This is a genomic window from Halalkalibacter alkalisediminis, assembly GCF_028610705.1.
In the GTDB taxonomy this organism is placed as follows: domain Bacteria; phylum Bacillota; class Bacilli; order Bacillales; family Bacillaceae_D; genus Halalkalibacter; species Halalkalibacter alkalisediminis.
This window is the reverse complement of record NZ_JAQQWT010000001.1, coordinates 156,423-178,819: the sequence shown is the minus strand read 5'-3', so window position 1 is coordinate 178,819 and position 22,397 is coordinate 156,423. Positions and strand designations below refer to the sequence as shown.

Below are 22,397 nucleotides of genomic sequence, written 5' to 3'. Positions count from 1 at the left end.
TTTAACGAGTGACGTAAATAAGTGGATTTACGTTACTCGTTTTTACTTTCGCTTAAGCGTAATTCCTGTCTTCTCTTCAAGAGGTCTTACAATGGCACTCACATCTTTATTCCCGTACTTTTCTTTTGCTTCAGCTACTTTTTGTTCTCCTAACTTAACCAAATCAAGTGGCATATCAATTTGCTCAGCAAGGTCTAATGCGAGTCGGATATCTTTATGTAATAAATTAATTGAAAAGCGTGGTTCAAACGCACGGTCAAGTATGGCGTCAACCGACCAGTCCATACTTTTAGAGAATCCCGCACTTCTTTTAATCAGGTCATAAGCAATTGCAGGGTCTACACCAGCTTTTTCAGCCATTACATAGCATTCCGCCAGAGCAGCCTGGTGAACGCCTATTAACATATTATTTAACAATTTTACAACCGTTCCACTCCCAGTTGGTCCCACATAGACAATATATTCTCCAAATGCTTTTATGATTGGTTTAGCGCGTTCGAAAATCTCTTGTTCACCACCACACATAATGGTTAATGTCCCAGCTTGTGCACCCATTGGCCCCCCACTTACAGGCGCATCCAAAAACATGGCTCCTTTTTCCGCTAATAATCTAGAAACAGAGACATTCGTTTCCGGACTGACTGTTGAGTGGTCAATAACGATCTTTCCTATGCTTGCCCCAGCAATTAAACCATTATCCCCCTCGTAAACTTCAACAATTGACTCAGGTACTGGTAAACACGTCATCACTACATCCACTTGTTCTATTAATTGTCTAGGTGTGTTCACTTCGTGTGCTCCAAATGAGACTGCGGCTTCAATAGGACCTCTACTACGACTAACTACATATGTTTCATAACCTGCATCAATAAGATGTTTAGTCATAGGCAATCCCATCGTACCTAGGCCCACAAAACCGACCTTTTTTTTCATACTTATAACTCCTCTCCAACATATGAAGATACCATTTCTTTATGTAGTTGTGGTTTGCCGACAATAACTGTGCTTGCTGATAAAAAGTCAAGAGGTTCTCCTCTAAATGTTGAAGCTTTGCATCCAACTTCTTCTAATAAAATGATGCCAGCTGCATAGTCCCATGGCGAAAGATTAACACTTATATAACCGTCAAGTCGGTCTGCTGCCACATAAGCAATTTCAATGGCGGCTGAGCCATATGAACGAATACTTCTTACATCACGCACCAGCGCCATTAACGGGTTTTTGTATGGATTTTTCTCTTCAATTAGCCACTTTGCATTTAATCCTATAATGGACTCATGTAGTGGACGTTCTTTAACTGGGACAATCGCCTCATTATTTATGTATGCTCCGTGATCTCGAACAGCGTGAAATAATTCGTCGTTCATTACATCATAGATCAATCCAATCATTCCCTGACCTTCATGGAATATTCCAAGCGAAATAGCAAAATTGTACTTTTGATGAATGAAATTCATAGTTCCATCAATTGGATCTAGAATCCACACCGTTCCAGTTAATGAGTCGAGTTCATCAGCAATTCCCTCTTCCCCCAAAAAATAATGCGAAGGGAATTCAGCTTGTATTTTTTGGTAGAAGAACGATTCAATGGCCCTGTCAACCTCCGTTACTAAATCATTTGGATTAGACTTACATTCAATTTGAATAGGGTTTGCTAAAGCTTGTTTAACCATCCCAGCAGCTTCATAGATCCATGCTTTTGCTTTTTTTTCAAGCGCTAACCAGTCCACCGACATTAACATGACCTCCTAATTAGGAACTTTAACTTACTTTTCCCATTATGACATAGATTTTCCAAATAGAAAAATAGTTCATCTCCTTTACTTATAGACTAATTCTATTGTTTCAAAACACCTACCATTACAAATAGGAACTAACTTTACGGCTTTTGCACCGTTGTCCTTATTTTAGAAGACAAAAAAGAGGGGATTCAGACCAATGAATCACCCTCTTTTCACCTCATGAATTAAGGACTTGCTTTTTTTTGAAAATTCACTCAGACTTCTAACTGGATTAATTCTTGTCGAAGCTTTTCAAGGCGTTGCTTGGTTTTTTTGATCATTACCAAATCTTCATCAAGCATTGCATCATGTAGAGTTGCGAGCTCATAATCAATTTCAAGGCGTAATACAGGAATTCTCAATTCTCCATCTTTACGAATAAACGTTTGCACCAATTGTTCCATACGGCTTCACTCCCCTAGCTTTTTTAAAAGAATCACCAACCACTTAGTATAAGACTAAATTTTCAGTTATTTTAACTAATTTTATTATAGCATATGAAAGAAAAGAATTAAATGCAAATAAAAATACAAATTGTTACAAGATCCTATCCCATTTATCCTTGATATAAGCACGATTATCTAACTGAGGGCACAAAGGCCTTTAAATTCGAGATCAGCAAACGACTATGATAAAATAAGGATATAAATGAAAAAGTGAGGTTGAGTATATGAGTTTAAAAGGTTTTACTCAAGCAGATTTTGACGTATTTACAATTGACGGATTAGAGGAAAGAATGAAAGCCATTCAAACACAAATACAACCAACATTTAAGCAATTGGGTGACACATTAACAAATGATTTAGCTATTTTGCTCGGAAATGAAATGTATCTTCATATTGCCAAACACGCTAGAAGAAAAGTAAATCCACCCAAGGACACATGGATGGCTGTTTGTCATGATAAACGAGGTTACAAAAAACATCCTCATTTTCAATTAGGATTGTTTGATGATCACTTATTTATCTGGTTTGCATTAATTTATGAGGCTCCTAATAAATCATCCATTGCTTCTGCATTACTAGAAGACCTTGATCTTTTTTCAACATTACCAACTGATTTTGTGATCTCATTAGACCATATGAAAAAAGACGCTACTGCTATTGGAGATAAAAATGCTGATGATTTAAAAGCAGACTTAGTACGCTTACGCGATGTAAAAAAAGCTGAATTCTTAGTCGGTCGCCACTTAAAACCTAATGACCCATTATTAAAAGATGGACAAACCTTAGTTGAATTTACTAAAGAAACCTATGAGCAATTGCTCCCTATCTATCAAAAAGCTATGCAGCACTCTTAATTGGAGAAGACCAGCAAAGAAAGCGTATTGAATGTTAAAAACAATTCAATACGCTTTACATGTTGAGAGTACAGTTGTTACATTTTTATTTTTGAAGAACTTTCTTCACGTGCCTTTTTAATAACTTGATAGCTAGAAATACCCAATTCCTCATCATATTGTTTAAATAATTGCTTTTCTTCACTCTTGCTTGGAACTATTTCCTTAAAACGACGATATTGTGCTAGTAGTTGCTCTCGATCTACTCCATGTTTATATGCTTTTTCTACAATTTCAAAAAATCGGATCACGTCAACTACCTCATCTGTTGACCAATCTAGTGAAATTGGCAATTTAGAGTCCATTCTAATGCCTCCCTTCTATACCTTCCATCGCAAACGAATTTGCTCAGCCTCCTCCATTATTTTAGTTATTAAATTCGCAACTGGCAACTCCTCATTAATACGTCCAACCACTTGTCCTGCCCAACCAAAGCCTCTATCTGGATTTCCTTCATAAATATAGTTTTTGTTAGCCTCACCACTAATATACTCTTTTAGCGCCTTATAAGTAGGTTCTTTCTTCTCAATCGCGAGAATCTTTTCTGTCCAACTATTTGTTAGAGCTCTTGCCGGCGTACCTAAAGAACGCTTGATTACGGTTGTATCGTTTTCAGTTGCTGCAATCAGTTGTTCCTTGTATAGAGGATGCGCATGCACACATTCTTTCGTAGCGATAAATCTCGTCCCCATCTCAATCCCCTCTGCTCCTAAGGCTAATGCTGCCATTAAGCCTCGTCCATCTCCAATCCCACCCGATGCAATTACTGGAATCGAAACCGCATCTACAACCTGTGGTACTAAAACCATTGTGCCTGTATCAGCTCTACCCAAATGCCCTCCTCCTTCATGTCCTACAACCATGACTGCGTCTGCACCGAGCTCTTCCGCTTTTATTGCTTGTCTCTTTGCAGCTACTAATACTAACTTTTTTATAGTGGTTCCCTTAAGCATATCAAAAATCGGCGCAGGATTGCCTCCAGTCATTGAGACTACAGGAACGTCCTCTTCAATAGCTACCTGTAACATATGTTCAAATGCACGTCCATGCTGACCAATTGCAAAGTTAACACCAAATGGGTTTTTTGTACCTGCTTTAACCTGTTTTATTTCGTTTCTGAGTGCCTCAGGAGAAGGAAGGGACATCGCTGTGATTTGACCGAGCCCTCCTGCTTCTGAAACAGCTGACGCTAGCTCAGAATAAGCAAGATAAGCTAACCCTCCTTGTATGATCGGATATTGTATACCTAGTAAATCAGTAACTCTCGTTCTCATTTGAACTCCTCCTTTAAAAAATTCATTCTCATTTATATAATTTTTAACTATTGCCATTATTGATTCTTTGCTTTCAGCTTCATTTTTGATATACTCAAATTTGTTTTACAGTTTCTTTTAGTATCTTAAAAAATGAGGTGAACCTGTTGTCACGACAACATCTTACTCCGTTGTTCACCGGTGTTCGTAATCACGCCGAAAAACAACCTATCCAATTTCATATCCCTGGACATAAACAAGGAAAAGGCATGGACCCTGATTTCAGACATTTTATTGGTGAAAATGCACTTTCTATTGATCTAATAAATATTGAACCATTAGACGACCTTCATCACCCACATGGCATAATAAAAGAAGCGCAAGAACTTGCGGCTGAAGCATTCGGTGCTGATCATACGTTTTTTTCTGTACAAGGTACAAGTGGTGCGATTATGACTATGATCATGTCTGTTTGCGGGCCTGGGGATAAGATTATTGTCCCAAGAAATGTACACAAGTCGATCATGTCTGCGATCATTTTCTCAGGTGCAACCCCCATCTTCATTCATCCAGAGATTGATCCCAATCTAGGAATTTCTCACGGAATTACTACGGAATCTGTTGAAAGAGCATTGGCTGCACACCCCGATGCTAAGGGTCTTCTCGTAATTAACCCAACGTATTTTGGGATTTCGGGTAACCTGAAGAAAATTGTTGAGATTGCTCACTCTTACGATGTTCCTGTCCTGGTTGATGAAGCACACGGCGTCCATATCCATTTCCATAATCAATTGCCCATTTCTGCTATGCAAGCAGGGGCTGATATGGCAGCAACAAGCGTTCACAAATTAGGGGGTTCTATGACCCAAAGTTCCATCTTAAATGTTAAAGAAGGTCTAGTGTCACCTAAACGAGTTCAATCCATTATAAGTATGCTGACTACGACCTCAACATCCTATTTATTACTTTCTTCACTTGATGTTGCAAGAAAACAATTAGCCACAAAAGGAGAAGAATTAATTTCTAACGTCATTGACTTAGCCGAATCAACTAGACGTGAGATTAATCAAATTGAAGGTCTTTCTTGTGTTGGTAAAGAAATATTAGGCACTAAAGCTACTTACGATATGGATCCAACTAAACTAATTATTACCGTAAAGGATTTAGGGATTAACGGACATGAAGTCGAAATGTGGTTACGTAAAAACCATTCGATAGAAGTCGAAATGTCTGATCTTTATAACATTCTTTGTATTGTTACTTTAGGTGATACACAAGAGAAAATGGACATCTTAATAACAGCTTTAAAACAACTTGCCAATGAGCACGCTTCTAATGTAAAGAGTAATCAAATTTCATCGGTAAACGTTCCTGATATCCCTACGCTCGCTTTGTCACCACGTGACGCATTCTATGCAGAGACAGAGGTCGTTCCATTCGAGGAATCTGCAGGTAGGATTATTGCTGAATTCATTATGGTCTACCCTCCAGGCATTCCTATATTAATTCCAGGAGAGATTGTATCGGAAGATAACCTTTCATATATACAAGAAAACTTAAAAAGTGGTCTACCTGTACAGGGTCCTGAAGATGAAACATTTCAATCTCTTCGTGTCATTAAAGAGCATCGAGCTATTAGATAAAAAGTAGGACTGCTATACAAAAAAGAAGGACTCCAAAAGAGTCCTTTCACGCTGCCGAATTAGGCAGCTTTTTTTATTTTATTTTTTTGCTTGAGTGGTTTTACAATGTTCACAACTTGATCCCTTAGCATAAAGCGTTGTGACTTTTTCACCTTCAAACACATCGATAGTCTTATTACATGATTGGCAAATGATAGTTCCCATTTGAGTCATCCCCTTATGCTTTTTTGTAAGCGATTAATCTTTTCTTGTTTTTATAATAATACATACTAATTCAGACGTCAACAGTTAATTAGTATGTTACATTTAAAAATAATGTTTAAATAAAAAAAGGATAACCCTTAACTCGTATAACCTAATAAGGTATACGAGTAAGAGTCATCCTCTAAGAAATAGTTGGAAAAAAGGTATCATGCTGTACTTCAATAAATCTACCCACTTCTTTAATGAACACTAAATCGTCTTCTGTAATTGTATAACTTTCTTTTGGTATATGTCCCACAACAATCCCTAATAAATGATGGTTCTTATAAAAAGGTAAAAAGACCTTTTGCAAATGAACATCCTCTTCAATAATGATTTTTCCTCTAATAGCTACTGAACTAAGAATACTCTCTCCAAATGGGACTTTTCTTTCTATATAACATGGGCCAGCACAAACTTTCATAATAAAAGCATGTTCAGTTGTTTCATAAATCGCAATTGACGATAAGTTATTTTGCATTAAGTTTGCAAATTTACTCGTTATCCCTACATAAAAACTAGATAATGTTTGTACTTGATCACGCACTCGTCCAATCTCAAGGCGTAATTCATCAAGTAATTTCGATTTATCCATTGAAGCGACCTCCATCACCACAAAATCCTGAAAAAACCTTATATCTAGTTTAACATAAATCAGTGTGTCAAAAGTTGTATAGTTCCGACAAGTATTGTCGGAACACAGTGTGGATTAATCCCAAATACGAGTTAGTACTTCGAGTACTTCCTCTTGGCTCAGATATTTCCAGAATAATTCACCATATATTAAGAGATCTTGGTGAAGATGCAAGCCTGCCTCATAATCCTGAACGACCCCATCGCTCGTTCCAGAATTGCCAACAAATCCAATTATCGTATTGGCATCTACTCGATCCCCTACTTGAATGTCCGAGGGGATATCATGCAAATGAGCAAATCGATTCATTACGCCTCCTTGATATTGGACCCATACTTGTCTACCTCTTAAACGATCGAAAATATATTCTGGAGTCTCTCCAAATTCAGCTGTATAAGCTAAATCCTTACTTCTTTCTTCGACTGATTGATACTCTACATAGTCATGATCTACTCTAACAACGACCCCCTCTCCCATCGCATAGATTGGTGTGTCCGTAGAGATATCGCCACCTGAAGCAAAAGCATACCAATCTATTCCTTCATGATAGCCATTTCGGTATGTCCGAGGTGCACCAGGAAGATGACTAGGAATTTTACTTACCTCAGCTCCTCTTATAGGTTTTTCTAGAAAAGATAAGTATTGCACCATTTGCTCAACATCCCATTGTTCCATGTTAAAAGACTCAGAAGGCCCACCTACTCTTTGCGTTGGTTCCATTAGAAGAAATGAGATTTGTTCGTCCTCATATGCAACACTAGTGCCTAGAGCCAGTTCTATAAAATCTACAGGTAAAAAGAGTTCTTCTTGCCCCTGCTTTCCATGAACAATCAAATAAATATCTTCTGTTGCCAAATATTCTCCATTTCTCTCTAAAACAGGTACTCCATCAACTAGATAAAATTGATCTTCATTTACCGAGAACTGAAGAGTCCGATGGATGGGATCAAAATGATAATCTCCACCAACAAGCTCCATTAACTCGTCTAATTTAATCCTAGCCTCTTTCTCCGTTATCTCAATAGCTAGTTTGGCATAATTCGTATCCGGTTTATTTACCTCATCTAATGCTTGTCCCTGACAACCACTTATTACAACAAATAAAATTAGCATTAACATTACTCTCTTTTTTTGATTCATTTTCTGCAACCTTTCTTTCAATCCTATATCTTAACATCATACAAGCGAATTACGATCTCGTTAAGGTCTTTCACAAAAAAGACAACAATTTACCTAGAAGTAATTGTTGTCATTTAACATATTTTTTACACCTTTACCAATTATTTAGTCTTAATTTTTAAAGGATTGACTGGTTCATATCCCTTATCTCGAAGTCCTGTTACTATTTCATCTATAGCCTCCACTGTCCATTTACGATCATGCATAAGCAAATTTGCTCCATTTATTAATAATGGGGTATTTACCATTATTTCTGCTAGCGCTTCCGCGTTTTGATACTCTGTTTCCCAATCATAACCATATGTCCAATTCATTGATATCATACCTTCTTGTTCGACAATGGCTTTAGACTCTTCTGTGTTAACGCCAAAAGGAGCACGATAGAACTTCGGCCGTTCTCCAATGATTTCTTCAATTAAGTTATTTAACTCAATAATTTCTTTTTCTTGTTCTTCTTTTGAAAGATGACTCATATTTGGATGGTTCATCGTGTGATTGCCGATAACAAACCCAAGTTCATGAATATTTCTTAACTTATTCCGATCTTCCTCTGATTTTAGAAAATGCCCATTCACAAAAAATATAGCTCCTGCATCGAGTTTCTTTAATTTTTCTGCCAGTTCCACACTATATTGATCCGGAGCATCATCAATCGTTATAAGAACGATTTGCTCATTACTTTCCTTGAGATGTTTTACTCTCCAGCTAACTGAATCAATTTCATACTTTTTTTCTACATCCGTCTCTTCCTCTATGACAACTGTAACTTGATCAGATTCAACATCCTCTTGTAAATCTAGCTCTTTTTCACCGTCTTCTTTTAATTCGTCCATATTCTCAGCGAGCTCTTGTCTATCATTGGTTTCTGTCAGTACATCTAGTAGTTTTTCTTCTGTTTGGCAACCAACTAACAGTAGTAATGCGATCGCTATTGTAACTATTCGTTTCAAAAAGAACACCTCTTCCCATTTCATTCAAATGTCCATTGTATACGAAGTTTATTTTTACCCAATAATAAAAATGAATATATATAAAACCATTTTAACCTACAAGGAGTTTACATTATGAAGAGCTGGATTGGCAGACGAGTAATAAAAACAGGTGTTGCCGTTTTTATCACAGCACTTATTTGTCACTTGATTGGCCTGCCTCCAACATTTGCTGTTATTACCGCTATCGTGACAACTGAACCCACTGCTGCTGACTCTTTAAAAAAAGGGATGATTCGACTTCCAGCAGCAGCACTAGGAGCTAGCTTTGCCATAGCAGTCGATTTTTTGTTTGGTCAAAATGCCCTTACATATGCATTAGTAGCCATGTTAACTATCATAGTCTGTTCTAAATTGAAATTTGACACAGGTACACTTGTTGCTACATTAACTGCTGTTGCAATGATACCAGGAACAACGGATCATGCTATTTTTGATTTTAGCACTAGAATATCTGGAACGTCGATTGGGATCATTGTATCAACATTTGTTAATTTTCTTATTTTACCTCCTAGATTCGGTCCTATTCTCGTGAAAAAAGTAGATGAGCTTTTCAATAAATCGGCAACAAACTTCTCCCTCATTATGCGTTCGCATTTCTTAGATGATTCGATGGATCGAACTCAATACTACCGCCATTTGCATGAAGAGTTAACAACAGCTTATCAATTAACTCAATTTCAGCACGACGAATGGCAATATCGACGTTCAACCGAATTTGAACGTCGGTCATTTGGTTATCTACAAAAGAAATTAAGTTATTTACACCTAATTCTTTTTCACATAGGTAAGATTTGTCACTTAAGGCTAAATCAAACAATTAGTGAGCAGGATCAAAAAGTCATTCAGCAAGCAATTGAATCCTTTAATACCATTTATCAAGACCATTTTCACCAAATGACTACTAATCATTACATTAACATAGAAAAGATAAAGCAACTGCGTAACAAACAAACGAAGCAAGACACCTTTATATCTCAGATTTGTCATGAGCTCATTTCTCTTCATGACGTCACGGCAGAATTATCAGAAATAACAACAGATGAAAGAAGATTCTCTATGGAAGAAAACGACTATCCAACTTATATATTCAAAAAACAACTTATCTATGATTAGACTTGTTCCTAGATAGCAAACCATTTGCTCTTTATAAGTTAGTTATGATACGGTTAAATATGTTTTTACAAGAAAGGTAGTTGATTATGAGAAAAGTTACATCTGTTTTCACCATTTCCGTGGCAATTGCAGTTGCCTTTATTTTATGGGGTCTTATTGCACCTGCTAATCTAGAAACGGTTACAAATTCGATCCAAAGCTTTATTACAAATGAACTTGGTTGGTTTTATTTATTAGCAGCCACGGGCTTTCTAATTTTTTGTTTATATCTTATTATTAGTCCTTATGGAAAGATTAAATTAGGTAAACCCGAGGACGAACCTGAGTATACCTATTTAACTTGGTTTTCCTTTTTATTCACTGCGGGTATGGGAATTGGTCTCGTCTTTTGGGGAGTTGCCGAACCCCTTTATCACTTTTTCGATCCACCGACAGCCGAATCTGGTTCAAATCAAGCCGCTGGAGAAGCCATGCGTTATGCCTTTTTCCACTGGGGCTTACATCCATGGGCTATCTATTCTATCGTTGCTCTTGCTTTAGCTTATTTCAGATTTAGAAAGGGTTCACCAGCAGTCATGAGTGCCGTTTTACAACCTCTACTTGGAGAGAGATCCAATGGTGGACTAGGAATAACCATTAATGTCCTCGTTGTTTTTGCAACAATCTTTGGGGTTGCAACCTCTCTAGGCTTCGGTGCTGCTCAAATTTCAGCAGGATTAGCTTATTTAATCCCTGGTTTACAATCAATGAATGCGAGACTCCTTCAATTTCTTGTTATTATTATTGTGACGGTTTTATTTATGATATCAGCGCAAACAGGATTAGATAAAGGTATTCGTATTTTAAGTAAGACAAATGTTTACTTAGCTATTTTTCTTATGTTATTTGTTTTATTTCTTGGACCAACTAGCTATATTATGGGTGTATTCACACAGGGTGTAGGGAGTTATCTTCAAAATTTAGCCGGTATGAGTTTTCGATTGGATGTTTATAACCCCGAAACAACTTGGGTAGAAGGTTGGACAATCTTTTACTGGGCTTGGTGGATTTCCTGGGCTCCATTTGTCGGTACTTTTATCGCTCGTGTTTCTAAAGGGCGTACAATTCGGGAATTTATTATTGGGGTCCTTGCGGTTCCTTCACTTTTCGGTGCTTTTTGGTTTGCCGTTTTCGGAGGGACAGGAATCCAAATGCAACGTACAGGAGTTTCGGACATTATGGCAACCATGTCCGAAGCTGGAATGGAAGTGGCTCTATTTGCTGTACTTGAACAATATCCATTAGGGCTTTTGTTATCCATCTTAGCCGTATTTTTAATTTCTTCTTTCTTTGTCACTTCAGCTGATTCAGCCACTGTTGTATTAGGGATGCAGACAACAAATGGGAACCTAAACCCTCCTAACTCTGTTAAATTTGCCTGGGGATTAATTATTTCACTAACGGCTATTGTTTTATTAGTATTAACAGAGCAAGGACTTGGCTCGCTGCAAACAGCAGCTATTATTGCAGCTTTGCCATTTACTGTCATTATGATCGCAATGATTTTCTCTTTAATGAAGTCATTACAATCCGAGAAACCTACTTTAATTTCTGAAAAAGAAAGAATCATGCTCGAACGCTATGAACTTAAAAAGGAACGAGAAAAGTTAAAAGAAGAAAAAATAGCTTTCAAAAAAGAAAAAGCTGATCTGAGAAAGAAAGAATAGCAGAAAGGGATGTCCATTCAAGAACTGGACATCCTTTCTTTTATAAAACTCCTAAATATTTCTATTTCATTACATTTCGATTTCAAACATTCCATGTTGAAAAATGCATGTTAAAATGAAGTATCATTATGTAAAACAAGGAAGTGAAATCGTAATGGACAAGTATATCGAACTGATGATTGTAAGTTCCATTTTTCTATTAAGTTCTTGTTTTTCGACAACAGCATCGTCGATAGAAAATCCTTTGCTGCAACATGAAGAGGAAACCATTACAGTTCTTTTTTCCGATTCCTCCAAAATGCAAGATGAAAAAACATATTATGATGCTTTATTAGAACTAAAGCAAGATTACCCAAGTAATATACCGTCACTGTTAATCGTCGATGCTAATGAGCGCGATTTAATACGTTATTTTAATATTGAGCAATTTCCAACTATGTTAGTCCTAACAGGAGAACAAGAAGATTTAAGAATGGAAGGCACTTTTTCAAAAGACGAAATATTAGCACATTTAGTAGAAATCTTTCATCTTGAAAAAGAAACAAAGCTTTCGACCTCTCTTCTTTCCCATACCTTCTTGCAATTTTATACATACAGAGCACCAGCCTCTTATTAAAGGCTGGTGCTCTCATTAAAAATACAAAAACCTATGCACCCTTAATGCGTAGGTTGGATCCCAAATGGATACACTCGTAATAAATTTCTTCAGCCTTATCTTTCATTTCTAACCAGGAAGAAAACCCCGTTAATTCTCTAACCTCTTTTTGTGTCTCAAATAAATATTCAAATTTTTCTTCTGAAGCACTTTGAACTTGCAGTACATCTAAGAACATCTCCCAATTATCTAATCGAGTAAACGTTTGCATAAAATACTCAGAAAACAAGAATGGATATGGTATATCGTTCTAAGCTATAAAAATTTTCTTTAAAAACTTTACCATATTGTTTTACCACCCTTCAAAAGTGCTCATTTCAATTCCGACAATTCTTATATGTTATAATAATATTATCCTTATTATTCCTAATTGTCAACTGCGTTTTGATACTAACAAAAAAAGACACCCTTACGGATGTCTTTATTCTTATTTATTTTACAATATGAATCGGTGTTCCTAGAGCTACTTCCGCAGCTTCCATTGTAATCTCACCAAGAGATGGATGGGCGTGAATCGTTAAAGCGATATCTTCCGCCGTCATTCCTGTTTCAATAGCAAGACCAAGCTCAGCAATCATATCAGATGCGTTTGGACCAGCAATTTGAGCACCAACTACAAGACCATCATCTTTACGAGTAACAAGCTTCATAAAGCCGTCAGTCTCATTAAGAGATAATGCACGTCCATTTGCTGCAAATGGGAATTTAGAAGCAATTACATCAAAACCAGCTTCTTTAGCTTCTGCCTCTGTATAACCCACACTTGCAAGTTCTGGATCAGAGAATACAACTGCTGGAATCGCAAGATAATCTACTTCTGACTTTTCCCCAGCAATCGCTTCTGCAGCAATCTTACCTTCATAAGATGCTTTATGAGCGAGTGGAGGTCCTTCAACAACATCACCAATTGCATAGATGTTAGAGATATTTGTACGACATTGTTTATCAATTTTCACAACGCCACGTTCAGTAAGTTCAACACCGATTTGCTCAAGACCAAGCTCATCTGTATTTGGTTTACGGCCTACTGTTACTAGACAATAGTCAGCTTCAAAAACTTCTTCCTTGCCTTTCACTTCAGCAGTAACTTTTACACCTGTTTCCGACTCTTCTACACCTTTAGCAAGTGCTTCCATCTTGAATTCAACACCGTTTTTCTTTAAACGACGTTCAACAACCTTAGCCATTTGCTTTTCGAAACCACCAAGAATTTGCTTGCTTCCTTCAAGAACAACTACTTCTGCACCCATGTTAGCATAAGCACCAGCTAATTCAATTCCAATGTAACCACCACCGATGACAACTAGCTTTTTAGGAACTTCTTTAAGAGCTAGTGCACCAGTAGAGTTAATGACGCGATTTGTGTACTTGAAACCAGGGATTTCAATTGGACGTGATCCAGTGGCAATTATACAATTTTTGAAGTTGTATGTTTGAGCACTCTTTTCATCCATAATACGAACAGAATTCTCAGAAGCAAAATAAGCTTCACCACGAACGATCTCAACCTTATTTCCTTTAAGAAGTCCTTCAACTCCGCCTGTTAACTTTTTAACAACAGAGCCTTTCCATTCTTGAACTTTTTCAAAGTTAATCGAAACCTTTTCAGCTATGATTCCCATATCTTCAGAATGCTTAGCATTATGAAAACGGTGACCAGCAGCGATTAATGCTTTAGAAGGAATACATCCAACGTTTAAACAAACGCCACCCATTTCTCCTTTTTCAACAATTGTTACTTTTTGTCCTAGTTGTGCTGCACGAATTGCTGCAACATATCCTCCAGGACCTGAACCGATAACAAGCGTATCTACTTCATTTGCGAAATCTCCTACAACCATGTACTACCCCTCCATTAATAATAATTGCGGATCATTTAATAGACGTTTCACGTGGTTAAGTGCATTCTGAGCTGTAACGCCATCTATTAGACGGTGATCATAACTTAAAGATAAAGCCAATACAGGAGCAGCAACGATCTCACCATTCTTTACAACTGGCTTCTCTTCAATACGACCAATACCTAAAATAGCAACTTCTGGGTGATTAATAACTGGTGTAAACCAAAGTCCACGAGCAGAACCAACATTAGAAATGGTGGCTGACCCGCCCTTCATTTCTGCACCACTAAGTTTACCATCACGAGCTTTTGCTGCCAACTCATTAATTTCATCAGCAAGTACAAAGATCGATTTACGATCAGCATCTTTAACAACTGGTACAAAAAGACCATGCTCCGTATCAGCAGCAATTCCAATGTTAAAGTATTTTTTATATACAATCTCTTCATTCGCATCATCAATAGATGCATTTAGAGTAGGATATTTACGTAACGCTGCAGTAAGAGCTTTTACTACATACGGTAAGTACGTTAATTTTGTACCTTGCTCAGCAGCAATAGCCTTGTATTCTTTACGGTGTGCCACTAAGTTAGAAACTTCAATCTCATCCATGTGTGTAACGTGAGGTGCAGTATGCTTGGAATTAACCATCGCTTTTGCAATTGCCTTACGTACCCCTTTAAGTGGTACACGTTCCTCAAGATCACCAACAGGAATAGATACTGGTTCAACTTTTTTAGGAGCTGCAGCAGCTGTCGTTTCCTCTTTTGCTTCAGCTGGTACTGTAGTATCTGTTGTTGTAGCACCACCGCTTAAGAATGTATCTACATCTACTCTAAGCACTCGGCCATTCTTACCAGTAGCTGTTACTTTTTGAATAGCAACGCCTTTTTCACGTGCATACTTACGAACTGAAGGCATTGCAATTACACGAGCATCACTATCAATATCGTCATTCGCTGTGTCTGCAGCAGGTTCAGAAGACTTTGCTACTTCTTCGTTTTTAGGTTCTGCTTCTGCAACTGGTTCTGGAGCACTTTCCTCTTCAGCTGGGTTCGCATCACCTGCATCAATCGTTAAAAGAACATCACCAACAATACTAACTGTTCCTTCTTCTACTTTAATTTCAAGAACTTTTCCATCAACTGGAGAAGGAATTTCAACAACTGCTTTGTCATTTTGTACTTCAAGAAGGATATCATCTTCCTTGATCTCGTCACCTGGCTTAACAAACCATTTTACAATCTCACCTTCATGAATACCTTCACCAATATCAGGCAGTTTAAACTCATATGCCACTTGGAGTGCCTCCTTTTATTAAACAAATTTAATTCGTTAAGAAAAACGGCAAAAGCCGTCTTTCTTATCTTTTTAAAAAAGGAAAGACTAACATCTTTCCTTTCAATGCGCTTGTCTATAAATTAAAAATTAATCACTTTCTTTGCTGTTTCAATGATTCCTTTATAATCAGGTAACCATGCATCTTCTGCTGCTGCAAATGGATAGATCGTATCCGGAGATGCAACTCGAAGAACTGGTGCTTCAAGACTTAAAATCGCACGTTCTGTAATTTCTGCCACTACATTTGCAGCGATACCTGCTTGTTTTTGAGCTTCTTGAACAACAATTGCACGGTTAGTCTTTTCAACAGATGCAATAATTGTATCGATATCAAGTGGGCTGATGGTCATAAGGTCAATAACTTCTACATCAATGCCCTCTTTCTCTAACTCTTCAGCAGCCTTTAGGGAAGAGTGTACCATTGCTCCGTATGTAACAATAGTTAAATCTTTACCTTCACGTTTAATATCTGCTTTTCCTAATGGAATTGTATACTCTTCTTCTGGCACTTCTGCACGGAAAGAACGGTATAATTTCATGTGCTCAAGGAAAACAACCGGATCGTTATCACGAATAGACGAAATTAGAAGTCCTTTTGCATCATATGGAGTAGAAGGAATGACGACTTTCAAACCAGGAGTTTGTGCAACAAGACCTTCTAAACTATCTGCATGCATTTCAGGCGTTTTTACACCACCACCAAAAGGAGAACGCACTGTGATTGGAGATGTTAACTTTCCACCTGTACGATAACGCATACGGTTCATTTGACCCGCTAAAGAGTCAAATACTTCAAATAAAAATCCAAAGAATTGAATTTCCATAACTGGACGAAAACCAGTAAGTCCTAAACCAATCGCTAGACCACCAATACCCGACTCTGCAAGTGGTGTGTCAAATACACGATCTTCGCCAAATTCTTTTTGTAAGCCTTCAGTCGCACGGAATACTCCACCGTTTTGACCAACGTCTTCACCAAACACAAGAACATCTTCATTATTCTTAAGCTCATTACGCATAGCATCCGTAATTGCTTGAATCATAGTCATTTGTGCCATCGGTTACTTCGACTCCTTTGCTGTATATTCTTTCATTTGTTCTTGAAGATTGTATGGTAAATCTTCGAACATGAAACTGATTAAGTCCGTTACTTTTTGTTTAGGAGCCGCATCAGCTTTCTTCATTGCTTCTTTTATATCTTCTTTCGCTTGGTCTACAATTCCGTTCTCTTTTTCTTCTGTCCATAGACCTTTTTTCTCTAAGAACTTTCTGAAACGAACAAGTGGATCTTTTTTCGTCCACTCATCATCAAGATCAGAAGAACGGTAACGAGTTGGATCATCTCCTGCCATTGTATGAGGGCCATAACGATACGTCATCGTTTCGATCAATGTAGGACCTTCTCCAGCTAGCGCACGTTCACGAGCTTGCTTCGTTGCTGCATAAACAGCTAAGATGTCCATCCCATCAACTTGAACTCCTTCAATACCTGCAGCAACTGCTTTTTGAGCAATTGTTTTCGCTGCTGATTGCTTCTCAACCGGAACTGAAATCGCAAAGCGGTTATTTTGAACAATGAAAACAGCAGGAGCATTATAAGCACCAGCGAAGTTCATTCCTTCATAGAAATCACCTTGTGACGCACCGCCATCACCAGTGTACGTAATAGCAATGTTATTTTTCTTTTTACGCTTAAGACCAACAGCAACACCAGCTGCTTGGATAATCTGTGCACCAATAATAATTTGTGGATAAAGAATGTTTAACCCATCAGGAAATTGACTTCCAGCAAAGTGTCCACGTGACCATAAAAATGCTTGATGTAATGGTAATCCATGAAATACAATTTGAGGAATATCACGATATCCAGGCAAAATCCAATCTTCTTTATCTAAAGCAAAATGACTCCCTAACATTGAAGCTTCTTGACCAGCTACCGGTGCATAGAAACCAAGGCGTCCTTGACGGTTTAATGAAATAGCTCGTTGATCCCAAATACGTGTATAGACCATACGTCTCATCATTTCTTGTAAATCTTCATCACTCAATTCAGGCATTGCAGCTTCGTTAACGATTTCGCCTTCTTCGTTAAGAATTTGAAACGTTTCAAATTGCTCTTCAACTTGTGCTAACGTTTTTGTACTCACTACCTTCACCTCTTCCTTTCGAATAAAAAATACTTAATCGTCTTGTTTACCATAATCTCAAATGACTATGAGAATTTAGTTATTTGACAAATCTCACACATAGGATACCCAAACTATACTCATCCATAACCTCTCCACATTAAATTCAACGCTTATATTATTAAGAGAATGTTTGAGATTCACCCCACTAAGACAAAAAAAACATCTGTATTAGTCATCTTACCAACATAGTAATACAACAATGCTTACGAAATTAAGTCTACTCTATTTACACAAACTCCGTCAATCCTTTTGCTTAAGGTTTTTATCAAAAAAATTAGGTTATCAACATTCTTCTTTAAAACAATGTGTTATATTACAATTGCACACAATATTAGTACAGAGGTTCACTTTGCAGAAAAAAAAAAAAAGAGCTTAACGTACTATTCAAACTGTACGTTAAGCCCTGCAGCTTCATAAAATTCTCTTTTCAATTGATTGTAGTCGTCTGTCGAGCGATTGAATGCTTCTTTTCGTTTCTCTACTTCTACATATAAATCATTGACGACATCTATTTGAGCTTGAAGCTCTTCTAATTCCAACTCCTCCGACTTCAACATCTCAAAAAGAACTCGGTCCTCAACAGCCGTCTTCACATAAACTTCATGTAAATGATTATAATTTTCATAACGCGTTTTCATACTAGCTGCTAATGTGTTAACCATCGAAACTAATGCTTCGTCCTTAATATTTTCAATTTCTGTTTCAATTTTATTAAAAGTCATAAAACTTTCTTCAAGACTAGTCTTTTCTTTAGCTACCATGGCCTCACGTGCTTCGACTGAAACAATCGCCTCATTTGCAAGACGTGTTAGTTCATCTAAATCTCCGAGCCCTAAAGCAATCATTTCTTCAAATATTTCATTCTCTCTTAATTCCGCATTTTGCAATGGTTCTTGTTGCTGTCCGAATGGCTCTTCACGTTCAACAGCAGCCTCTAAATACTGATATATTGTCTCTGCCGGCTGTTCCCCGCACCCCGCAAGCGCTCCTATCATGAATAATAACATTGCCCATTTTTTAAAGATCAACATTTAATCCTCCTATCCCAGTTTCACTGTACCCCTAAACTCACATCACTACAGTAATCCAATAAGTTCCAAATGACAACTAATTTTTATTACTCTACCCTCTGATAGTATATGAGCCCAACAATTCTAATATGAGCCTGTCCACTAAATTATTTGAATTAAATAGATAAAAATGGGCATTCGTCCAACCACACCTTCTAAAAATGCATAATGTAATAGTGAATCGCAATCATTGCGGTGCAAAGACAAAGGAGGAATGCAAAATGTTTGGATATGGATACGGTGCAGGATATGGTGCAGGATACGGATGTACTGACCCTTGCGGATACGGTTACGGCGCCCCACAAGTAGCTGGCGCGTACGCTCCAGGTGCTGGAAGAGGATTCGCTTTAATCGTAGTACTTTTCATTCTGCTTATCATCGTTGGCGCTTCTAAATTTGGCCACTGCTAAGAGAATTGCAGAAGAAGTAAGGGGTTTCCCTTGCTTCTTCTTTTTACTTATTTCACGTAATTGTTCATGATTGGAATTAATACTACTTGATATTTTAAGTATTTCTTCATAAAGTAAACGTAAGTGCAAAAGGAGTGAATACATATGTTAACAATGAAGGATATAGTTAGAGAAGGTAACCCTGTACTTCGAGAAGTAGCAGAAGAAGTCTCTTTACCAGCAAGTGCTGAAGATAAAAAAATTCTCCAAGATATGCTAGACTTTGTCATCAATAGTCAAGATCCAGAACTTGCTGAAAAATATGAACTGCGAGCTGGAGTCGGTGTTGCCGCTCCACAAATCGGCATTTCTAAGCGAATGTTCGCAGTCCATGTAACAGATGAACAAGATCAACTTTATAGTATGGGGCTTTTTAATCCAAGAATCGTAAGTCATTCAATTGAAGAAACACACCTTGAAGGAGGAGAAGGTTGCCTTTCTGTTGACAGGGATGTACCTGGCTTAGTGCCTAGATATTCTCGGATTACTGTAAAAGGTACGACATTAGAAGGGGAAGAAGTCTCTTTAAGATTACGCGGCTTAGTAGCCATCGTTTTTCAACATGAATTAGATCACCTTAATGGTATTATGTTTTATGACCGAATTGAAGGCTTTAAAGATAAACTTAAAAAAGAACTTCCCCATTTGAAAGGTTGATTTGTAACCCAACTTAGATACTGATCCTTTACCTCCCTGGTCTCAACAATAAGTCTAGGCCCAGTATAGGTGTGGATCACTATACTAATTTGGTTTTTTTTATCCATTTATTACCTTGAACAGGAGAATCATATCCAACACATACTATACATATCAAACCTCCACCACCATTCATATATGTATAAGTACACCAAAAGGATGTGAAACCAATGTTACGTAAATGGAGAAAAAGAATCGTAAAAGGTTGTAAAAATTTACTTCCAAAAAACCGTTTGATTGAAGTTTAAATAGAATCGAAAACGTCAATAATTGGCGTTTAGAAATAGAAAATAACCACCTCATCTCCTGTGCGGAAAATAAAAACATGAAATACGGAGACATTTGCTTTATAATGAAAATATAACCAATGGTAAGGAGAGGTACAAAATGATTTTTAAAGTTTATTTTCAAAAGAATTTCAACCAGGTTCCTGTTCGTGAATTTACGGAATCGATTTACGTGGAAGGCGAAAGCGAAGCTGATGTGCGGAAAAAGCTAGCTCCTCGTAATTACAATATTGAATTTGTTACACCGATCTCTGGAGAACATCTCGAATATGAACAAGCAAAAGAATCCTATTCTGTGGAGACTTTATAATTTATGAAACAAGTAAAAAATAATCAAACCGCTGTTTTCGCATTAGGCGGCCTTGGTGAGATTGGAAAAAACACATATGCTGTTCAATTCCAAGATGAAATTATTTTAATTGATGCCGGAATTAAGTTTCCAGAGGACGAGCTTCTAGGTATTGATTATGTGATACCAGACTATACGTATTTAGTTAAAAACGAAGATAAAATTAAAGGTCTTTTTATCACTCATGGCCACGAAGATCATATCGGTGGTATTCCCTATTTATTAAGAGCTGTAAATGTTCCTATTTATGGCGGAAAACTTGCTCTAGGTTTACTTAAAGGTAAATTAGAAGAGCATGGTCTATTACGTAAGACAAAACTACATGAAATTCAGGAAGATCAAGTGGTTAAATTCACAAAAACATCTGTGACATTTTACCGTACAACTCACAGTATTCCTGATGCATATGGAATTGTAGTAAAGACGCCTCCTGGCAATATCGTGCATACCGGAGATTTTAAATTTGATTTTACCCCCGTCGGTGAACCTGCCAACTTAACTAAAATGGCAAAAATTGGGGATGAAGGGGTTTTATGTCTATTATCAGATAGTACAAATAGTGAGATTCCTGAATTTACAACGTCAGAGCGCAAGGTTGGAGAAAGCATCACAAGTATTTTCCGCAAAGTAGATGGACGGATTATTTTTGCGACCTTCGCTTCTAATATTCATCGCCTTCAGCAAGTTGTTGAAGCCGCGGTCCAAAACGGAAGAAAAGTTGCTGTTTTTGGACGAAGCATGGAAAATGCTTTAAATATCGGACAAGAACTCGGCTATATTACTGCTCCTAAAGGCACTTTTATTGAACCATCTCAAATTAACAAGTTGCCTGATAATCAGGTAACGATTTTATGCACGGGTAGTCAAGGTGAACCAATGGCAGCTCTATCTCGCATTGCGAATGGTACTCACCGCCAAATTCAGATTATTCCTGGAGATACAGTTGTTTTCTCTTCTTCACCAATCCCAGGGAATACATTAAGTGTTAGTAAAACCATTAACCAGTTGTACCGTGCTGGTGCTGACGTCATTCATGGGCCTTTGAGTGATATTCATACATCAGGACATGGTGGACAAGAAGAACAAAAACTAATGCTTCGTTTAATGAAACCCCAATATTTCATGCCAATTCATGGTGAATACCGCATGCTAAATATGCATGTTAAATTAGCTGAAGATTGCGGTGTTCCTAAAGGGAATAGCTTCATTATGGATAACGGAGACGTGTTAGCTCTTCATACGGATGAAGCTGGCGTTGTTGGGAAAGTCCCTTCTGGATCTGTTTATGTTGACGGAAATGGAATTGGGGACATTGGAAATATCGTCCTGAGAGATCGTCGCATACTATCTGAAGAAGGCCTTGTAGTTGTTGTGGTAAGTTTAAATATGAAAGAATTTAAAGTAACCGCCGGACCAGATTTAATTTCTCGTGGATTTGTGTATATGAGAGAATCAAGTGATTTAATTCACGAAGCACAAAGATTACTTGCTGGCCATTTAAATGAAGTAATGGAGCGCAAGACCACTCAATGGTCGGAGATTAAAAATGAAATTACAGATTTACTCGGTCCGTTCTTATATGAAAAGACAAAACGTAAACCTATGATCTTACCGATCATCATGGAAGTATAAAATGA

General features: G+C 37.5%; 23 protein-coding genes and 1 pseudogene. 9 read left to right on the top strand and 15 right to left on the bottom strand.

Going from position 1 to position 22,397, the window contains the following annotated elements:
• Positions 1-42 precede the first annotated feature (42 nt).
• From PQ474_RS00855 to PQ474_RS00845, 3 genes are all read right to left on the bottom strand, one after another.
• Positions 43-933, bottom strand: coding sequence for an NAD(P)-dependent oxidoreductase (locus PQ474_RS00855; RefSeq protein WP_273839678.1), 891 nt, complete (start codon positions 931-933; stop codon positions 43-45).
• A gap of 2 nt (positions 934-935) precedes the next feature.
• Positions 936-1,736 (bottom strand): inositol monophosphatase family protein, encoded by an 801-nt coding sequence (locus PQ474_RS00850; RefSeq protein ID WP_273839677.1) that lies wholly within the window; start codon positions 1,734-1,736, stop codon positions 936-938.
• Between the two features lie 260 nt (positions 1,737-1,996).
• Positions 1,997-2,185, bottom strand: coding sequence for a hypothetical protein (locus PQ474_RS00845; RefSeq protein ID WP_273839676.1), 189 nt, complete (start codon positions 2,183-2,185; stop codon positions 1,997-1,999).
• Between the two features lie 266 nt (positions 2,186-2,451).
• Here PQ474_RS00845 and PQ474_RS00840 point away from each other — a divergent pair, with 266 nt between their 5' ends.
• Positions 2,452-3,081 carry a YktB family protein gene (locus PQ474_RS00840; protein WP_273839675.1) on the top strand — a complete coding sequence of 210 codons (630 nt, stop codon included), beginning with the start codon at positions 2,452-2,454 and terminating at the stop codon, positions 3,079-3,081.
• Positions 3,082-3,158: 77 nt separating this feature from the next.
• On the opposite strand, the gene PQ474_RS00835 is transcribed toward PQ474_RS00840, so the two are convergent.
• Positions 3,159-3,425 carry a UPF0223 family protein gene (locus tag PQ474_RS00835; protein ID WP_273839674.1) on the bottom strand — a complete coding sequence of 89 codons (267 nt, stop codon included), beginning with the start codon at positions 3,423-3,425 and terminating at the stop codon, positions 3,159-3,161.
• A 15-nt stretch (positions 3,426-3,440) separates the two neighbouring features.
• Positions 3,441-4,451, bottom strand: coding sequence for an NAD(P)H-dependent flavin oxidoreductase (locus tag PQ474_RS00830; protein ID WP_273839673.1), 1,011 nt, complete (start codon positions 4,449-4,451; stop codon positions 3,441-3,443).
• 89 nt (positions 4,452-4,540) lie between these two features.
• Here PQ474_RS00830 and PQ474_RS00825 point away from each other — a divergent pair, with 89 nt between their 5' ends.
• Positions 4,541-6,016 carry an aminotransferase class I/II-fold pyridoxal phosphate-dependent enzyme gene (locus PQ474_RS00825; RefSeq protein WP_273839672.1) on the top strand — a complete coding sequence of 492 codons (1,476 nt, stop codon included), beginning with the start codon at positions 4,541-4,543 and terminating at the stop codon, positions 6,014-6,016.
• A gap of 78 nt (positions 6,017-6,094) precedes the next feature.
• Here PQ474_RS00825 and PQ474_RS00820 read toward each other — a convergent pair whose 3' ends face one another.
• The 4 genes from PQ474_RS00820 to PQ474_RS00805 form a co-directional block, all read right to left on the bottom strand.
• Entirely contained in the window at positions 6,095-6,220 is a 126-nt protein-coding gene (locus PQ474_RS00820; protein ID WP_273839670.1) for a GapA-binding peptide SR1P, read from the bottom strand.
• Between the two features lie 181 nt (positions 6,221-6,401).
• On the bottom strand, positions 6,402-6,854 hold the full coding sequence (locus PQ474_RS00815; RefSeq protein WP_273839669.1) for a hypothetical protein: 453 nt from the start codon (positions 6,852-6,854) through the stop codon (positions 6,402-6,404).
• A 114-nt stretch (positions 6,855-6,968) separates the two neighbouring features.
• Positions 6,969-8,033, bottom strand: coding sequence for a M23 family metallopeptidase (locus tag PQ474_RS00810; RefSeq protein ID WP_273839668.1), 1,065 nt, complete (start codon positions 8,031-8,033; stop codon positions 6,969-6,971).
• A gap of 140 nt (positions 8,034-8,173) precedes the next feature.
• Positions 8,174-9,031 carry a polysaccharide deacetylase family protein gene (locus PQ474_RS00805; protein WP_337956301.1) on the bottom strand — a complete coding sequence of 286 codons (858 nt, stop codon included), beginning with the start codon at positions 9,029-9,031 and terminating at the stop codon, positions 8,174-8,176.
• 105 nt (positions 9,032-9,136) lie between these two features.
• Here PQ474_RS00805 and PQ474_RS00800 point away from each other — a divergent pair, with 105 nt between their 5' ends.
• The 3 genes from PQ474_RS00800 (at position 9,137) to PQ474_RS00790 (ending at position 12,499) form a co-directional block, all read left to right on the top strand.
• Complete coding sequence (locus PQ474_RS00800; protein WP_273839666.1) at positions 9,137-10,177, top strand: FUSC family protein; 1,041 nt, start codon at positions 9,137-9,139, stop codon at positions 10,175-10,177.
• Between the two features lie 86 nt (positions 10,178-10,263).
• Positions 10,264-11,883 (top strand): glycine betaine uptake BCCT transporter, encoded by a 1,620-nt coding sequence (locus tag PQ474_RS00795; RefSeq protein WP_273839664.1) that lies wholly within the window; start codon positions 10,264-10,266, stop codon positions 11,881-11,883.
• A gap of 154 nt (positions 11,884-12,037) precedes the next feature.
• Complete coding sequence (locus PQ474_RS00790) at positions 12,038-12,499, top strand: thioredoxin domain-containing protein (protein WP_273839662.1); 462 nt, start codon at positions 12,038-12,040, stop codon at positions 12,497-12,499.
• A 31-nt stretch (positions 12,500-12,530) separates the two neighbouring features.
• On the opposite strand, the gene PQ474_RS00785 is transcribed toward PQ474_RS00790, so the two are convergent.
• The 6 genes from PQ474_RS00785 to PQ474_RS00760 all read right to left on the bottom strand — a co-directional run bounded on the left by PQ474_RS00785 (position 12,531) and on the right by PQ474_RS00760 (position 18,940).
• Complete coding sequence (locus tag PQ474_RS00785; RefSeq protein WP_273839661.1) at positions 12,531-12,749, bottom strand: hypothetical protein; 219 nt, start codon at positions 12,747-12,749, stop codon at positions 12,531-12,533.
• Between the two features lie 220 nt (positions 12,750-12,969).
• Complete coding sequence (gene lpdA, locus PQ474_RS00780) at positions 12,970-14,379, bottom strand: dihydrolipoyl dehydrogenase (RefSeq protein ID WP_273839659.1); 1,410 nt, start codon at positions 14,377-14,379, stop codon at positions 12,970-12,972.
• A gap of 3 nt (positions 14,380-14,382) precedes the next feature.
• The gene (locus tag PQ474_RS00775) at positions 14,383-15,678 is read right to left on the bottom strand and encodes a dihydrolipoamide acetyltransferase family protein (protein ID WP_273839657.1); all 1,296 of its coding nucleotides are present in this window, start codon (positions 15,676-15,678) and stop codon (positions 14,383-14,385) included.
• A gap of 122 nt (positions 15,679-15,800) precedes the next feature.
• The gene (locus tag PQ474_RS00770; RefSeq protein ID WP_273839656.1) at positions 15,801-16,778 is read right to left on the bottom strand and encodes an alpha-ketoacid dehydrogenase subunit beta; all 978 of its coding nucleotides are present in this window, start codon (positions 16,776-16,778) and stop codon (positions 15,801-15,803) included.
• Between the two features lie 3 nt (positions 16,779-16,781).
• Entirely contained in the window at positions 16,782-17,867 is a 1,086-nt protein-coding gene (pdhA, locus tag PQ474_RS00765; protein WP_273839654.1) for a pyruvate dehydrogenase (acetyl-transferring) E1 component subunit alpha, read from the bottom strand.
• A gap of 422 nt (positions 17,868-18,289) precedes the next feature.
• Positions 18,290-18,940 (bottom strand): YkyA family protein, encoded by a 651-nt coding sequence (locus PQ474_RS00760; RefSeq protein WP_273839653.1) that lies wholly within the window; start codon positions 18,938-18,940, stop codon positions 18,290-18,292.
• A gap of 371 nt (positions 18,941-19,311) precedes the next feature.
• On the opposite strand from PQ474_RS00760, the pseudogene PQ474_RS00755 reads away from it, so the two are divergent.
• The 4 genes and pseudogenes from PQ474_RS00755 to rnjA form a co-directional block, all read left to right on the top strand.
• Positions 19,312-19,389: pseudogene (locus PQ474_RS00755) on the top strand (YjcZ family sporulation protein); the annotation flags it as partial.
• A gap of 144 nt (positions 19,390-19,533) precedes the next feature.
• Positions 19,534-20,085 carry a peptide deformylase gene (gene def / locus PQ474_RS00750; protein ID WP_273839652.1) on the top strand — a complete coding sequence of 184 codons (552 nt, stop codon included), beginning with the start codon at positions 19,534-19,536 and terminating at the stop codon, positions 20,083-20,085.
• A gap of 426 nt (positions 20,086-20,511) precedes the next feature.
• A complete protein-coding gene (locus tag PQ474_RS00745; RefSeq protein WP_273839650.1) occupies positions 20,512-20,721 on the top strand; it encodes a DNA-dependent RNA polymerase subunit epsilon in 210 nt (69 codons plus the stop codon).
• Between the two features lie 3 nt (positions 20,722-20,724).
• On the top strand, positions 20,725-22,392 hold the full coding sequence (rnjA, locus tag PQ474_RS00740) for a ribonuclease J1 (RefSeq protein WP_273839648.1): 1,668 nt from the start codon (positions 20,725-20,727) through the stop codon (positions 22,390-22,392).
• Positions 22,393-22,397 lie beyond the last annotated feature (5 nt).

Coding starts and splice junctions, on each gene's coding strand:
- PQ474_RS00855 (WP_273839678.1), bottom strand. CDS start 933: ATGAAAAAAAAGGTCGGTTTTGTGGGCCTAGGTACGATGGGATTGCCT.
- PQ474_RS00790 (WP_273839662.1), top strand. CDS start 12,038: ATGGACAAGTATATCGAACTGATGATTGTAAGTTCCATTTTTCTATTA.
- PQ474_RS00830 (WP_273839673.1), bottom strand. CDS start 4,451: ATGGCAATAGTTAAAAATTATATAAATGAGAATGAATTTTTTAAAGGA.
- PQ474_RS00840 (WP_273839675.1), top strand. CDS start 2,452: ATGAGTTTAAAAGGTTTTACTCAAGCAGATTTTGACGTATTTACAATT.
- PQ474_RS00795 (WP_273839664.1), top strand. CDS start 10,264: ATGAGAAAAGTTACATCTGTTTTCACCATTTCCGTGGCAATTGCAGTT.
- PQ474_RS00835 (WP_273839674.1), bottom strand. CDS start 3,425: ATGGACTCTAAATTGCCAATTTCACTAGATTGGTCAACAGATGAGGTA.
- PQ474_RS00820 (WP_273839670.1), bottom strand. CDS start 6,220: ATGGGAACTATCATTTGCCAATCATGTAATAAGACTATCGATGTGTTT.
- PQ474_RS00760 (WP_273839653.1), bottom strand. CDS start 18,940: ATGTTGATCTTTAAAAAATGGGCAATGTTATTATTCATGATAGGAGCG.
- PQ474_RS00815 (WP_273839669.1), bottom strand. CDS start 6,854: ATGGATAAATCGAAATTACTTGATGAATTACGCCTTGAGATTGGACGA.
- PQ474_RS00745 (WP_273839650.1), top strand. CDS start 20,512: ATGATTTTTAAAGTTTATTTTCAAAAGAATTTCAACCAGGTTCCTGTT.
- PQ474_RS00845 (WP_273839676.1), bottom strand. CDS start 2,185: ATGGAACAATTGGTGCAAACGTTTATTCGTAAAGATGGAGAATTGAGA.
- lpdA (WP_273839659.1), bottom strand. CDS start 14,379: ATGGTTGTAGGAGATTTCGCAAATGAAGTAGATACGCTTGTTATCGGT.
- PQ474_RS00770 (WP_273839656.1), bottom strand. CDS start 16,778: ATGGCACAAATGACTATGATTCAAGCAATTACGGATGCTATGCGTAAT.
- PQ474_RS00800 (WP_273839666.1), top strand. CDS start 9,137: ATGAAGAGCTGGATTGGCAGACGAGTAATAAAAACAGGTGTTGCCGTT.
- rnjA (WP_273839648.1), top strand. CDS start 20,725: ATGAAACAAGTAAAAAATAATCAAACCGCTGTTTTCGCATTAGGCGGC.
- PQ474_RS00810 (WP_273839668.1), bottom strand. CDS start 8,033: ATGAATCAAAAAAAGAGAGTAATGTTAATGCTAATTTTATTTGTTGTA.
- def (WP_273839652.1), top strand. CDS start 19,534: ATGTTAACAATGAAGGATATAGTTAGAGAAGGTAACCCTGTACTTCGA.
- PQ474_RS00850 (WP_273839677.1), bottom strand. CDS start 1,736: ATGTCGGTGGACTGGTTAGCGCTTGAAAAAAAAGCAAAAGCATGGATC.
- PQ474_RS00785 (WP_273839661.1), bottom strand. CDS start 12,749: ATGCAAACGTTTACTCGATTAGATAATTGGGAGATGTTCTTAGATGTA.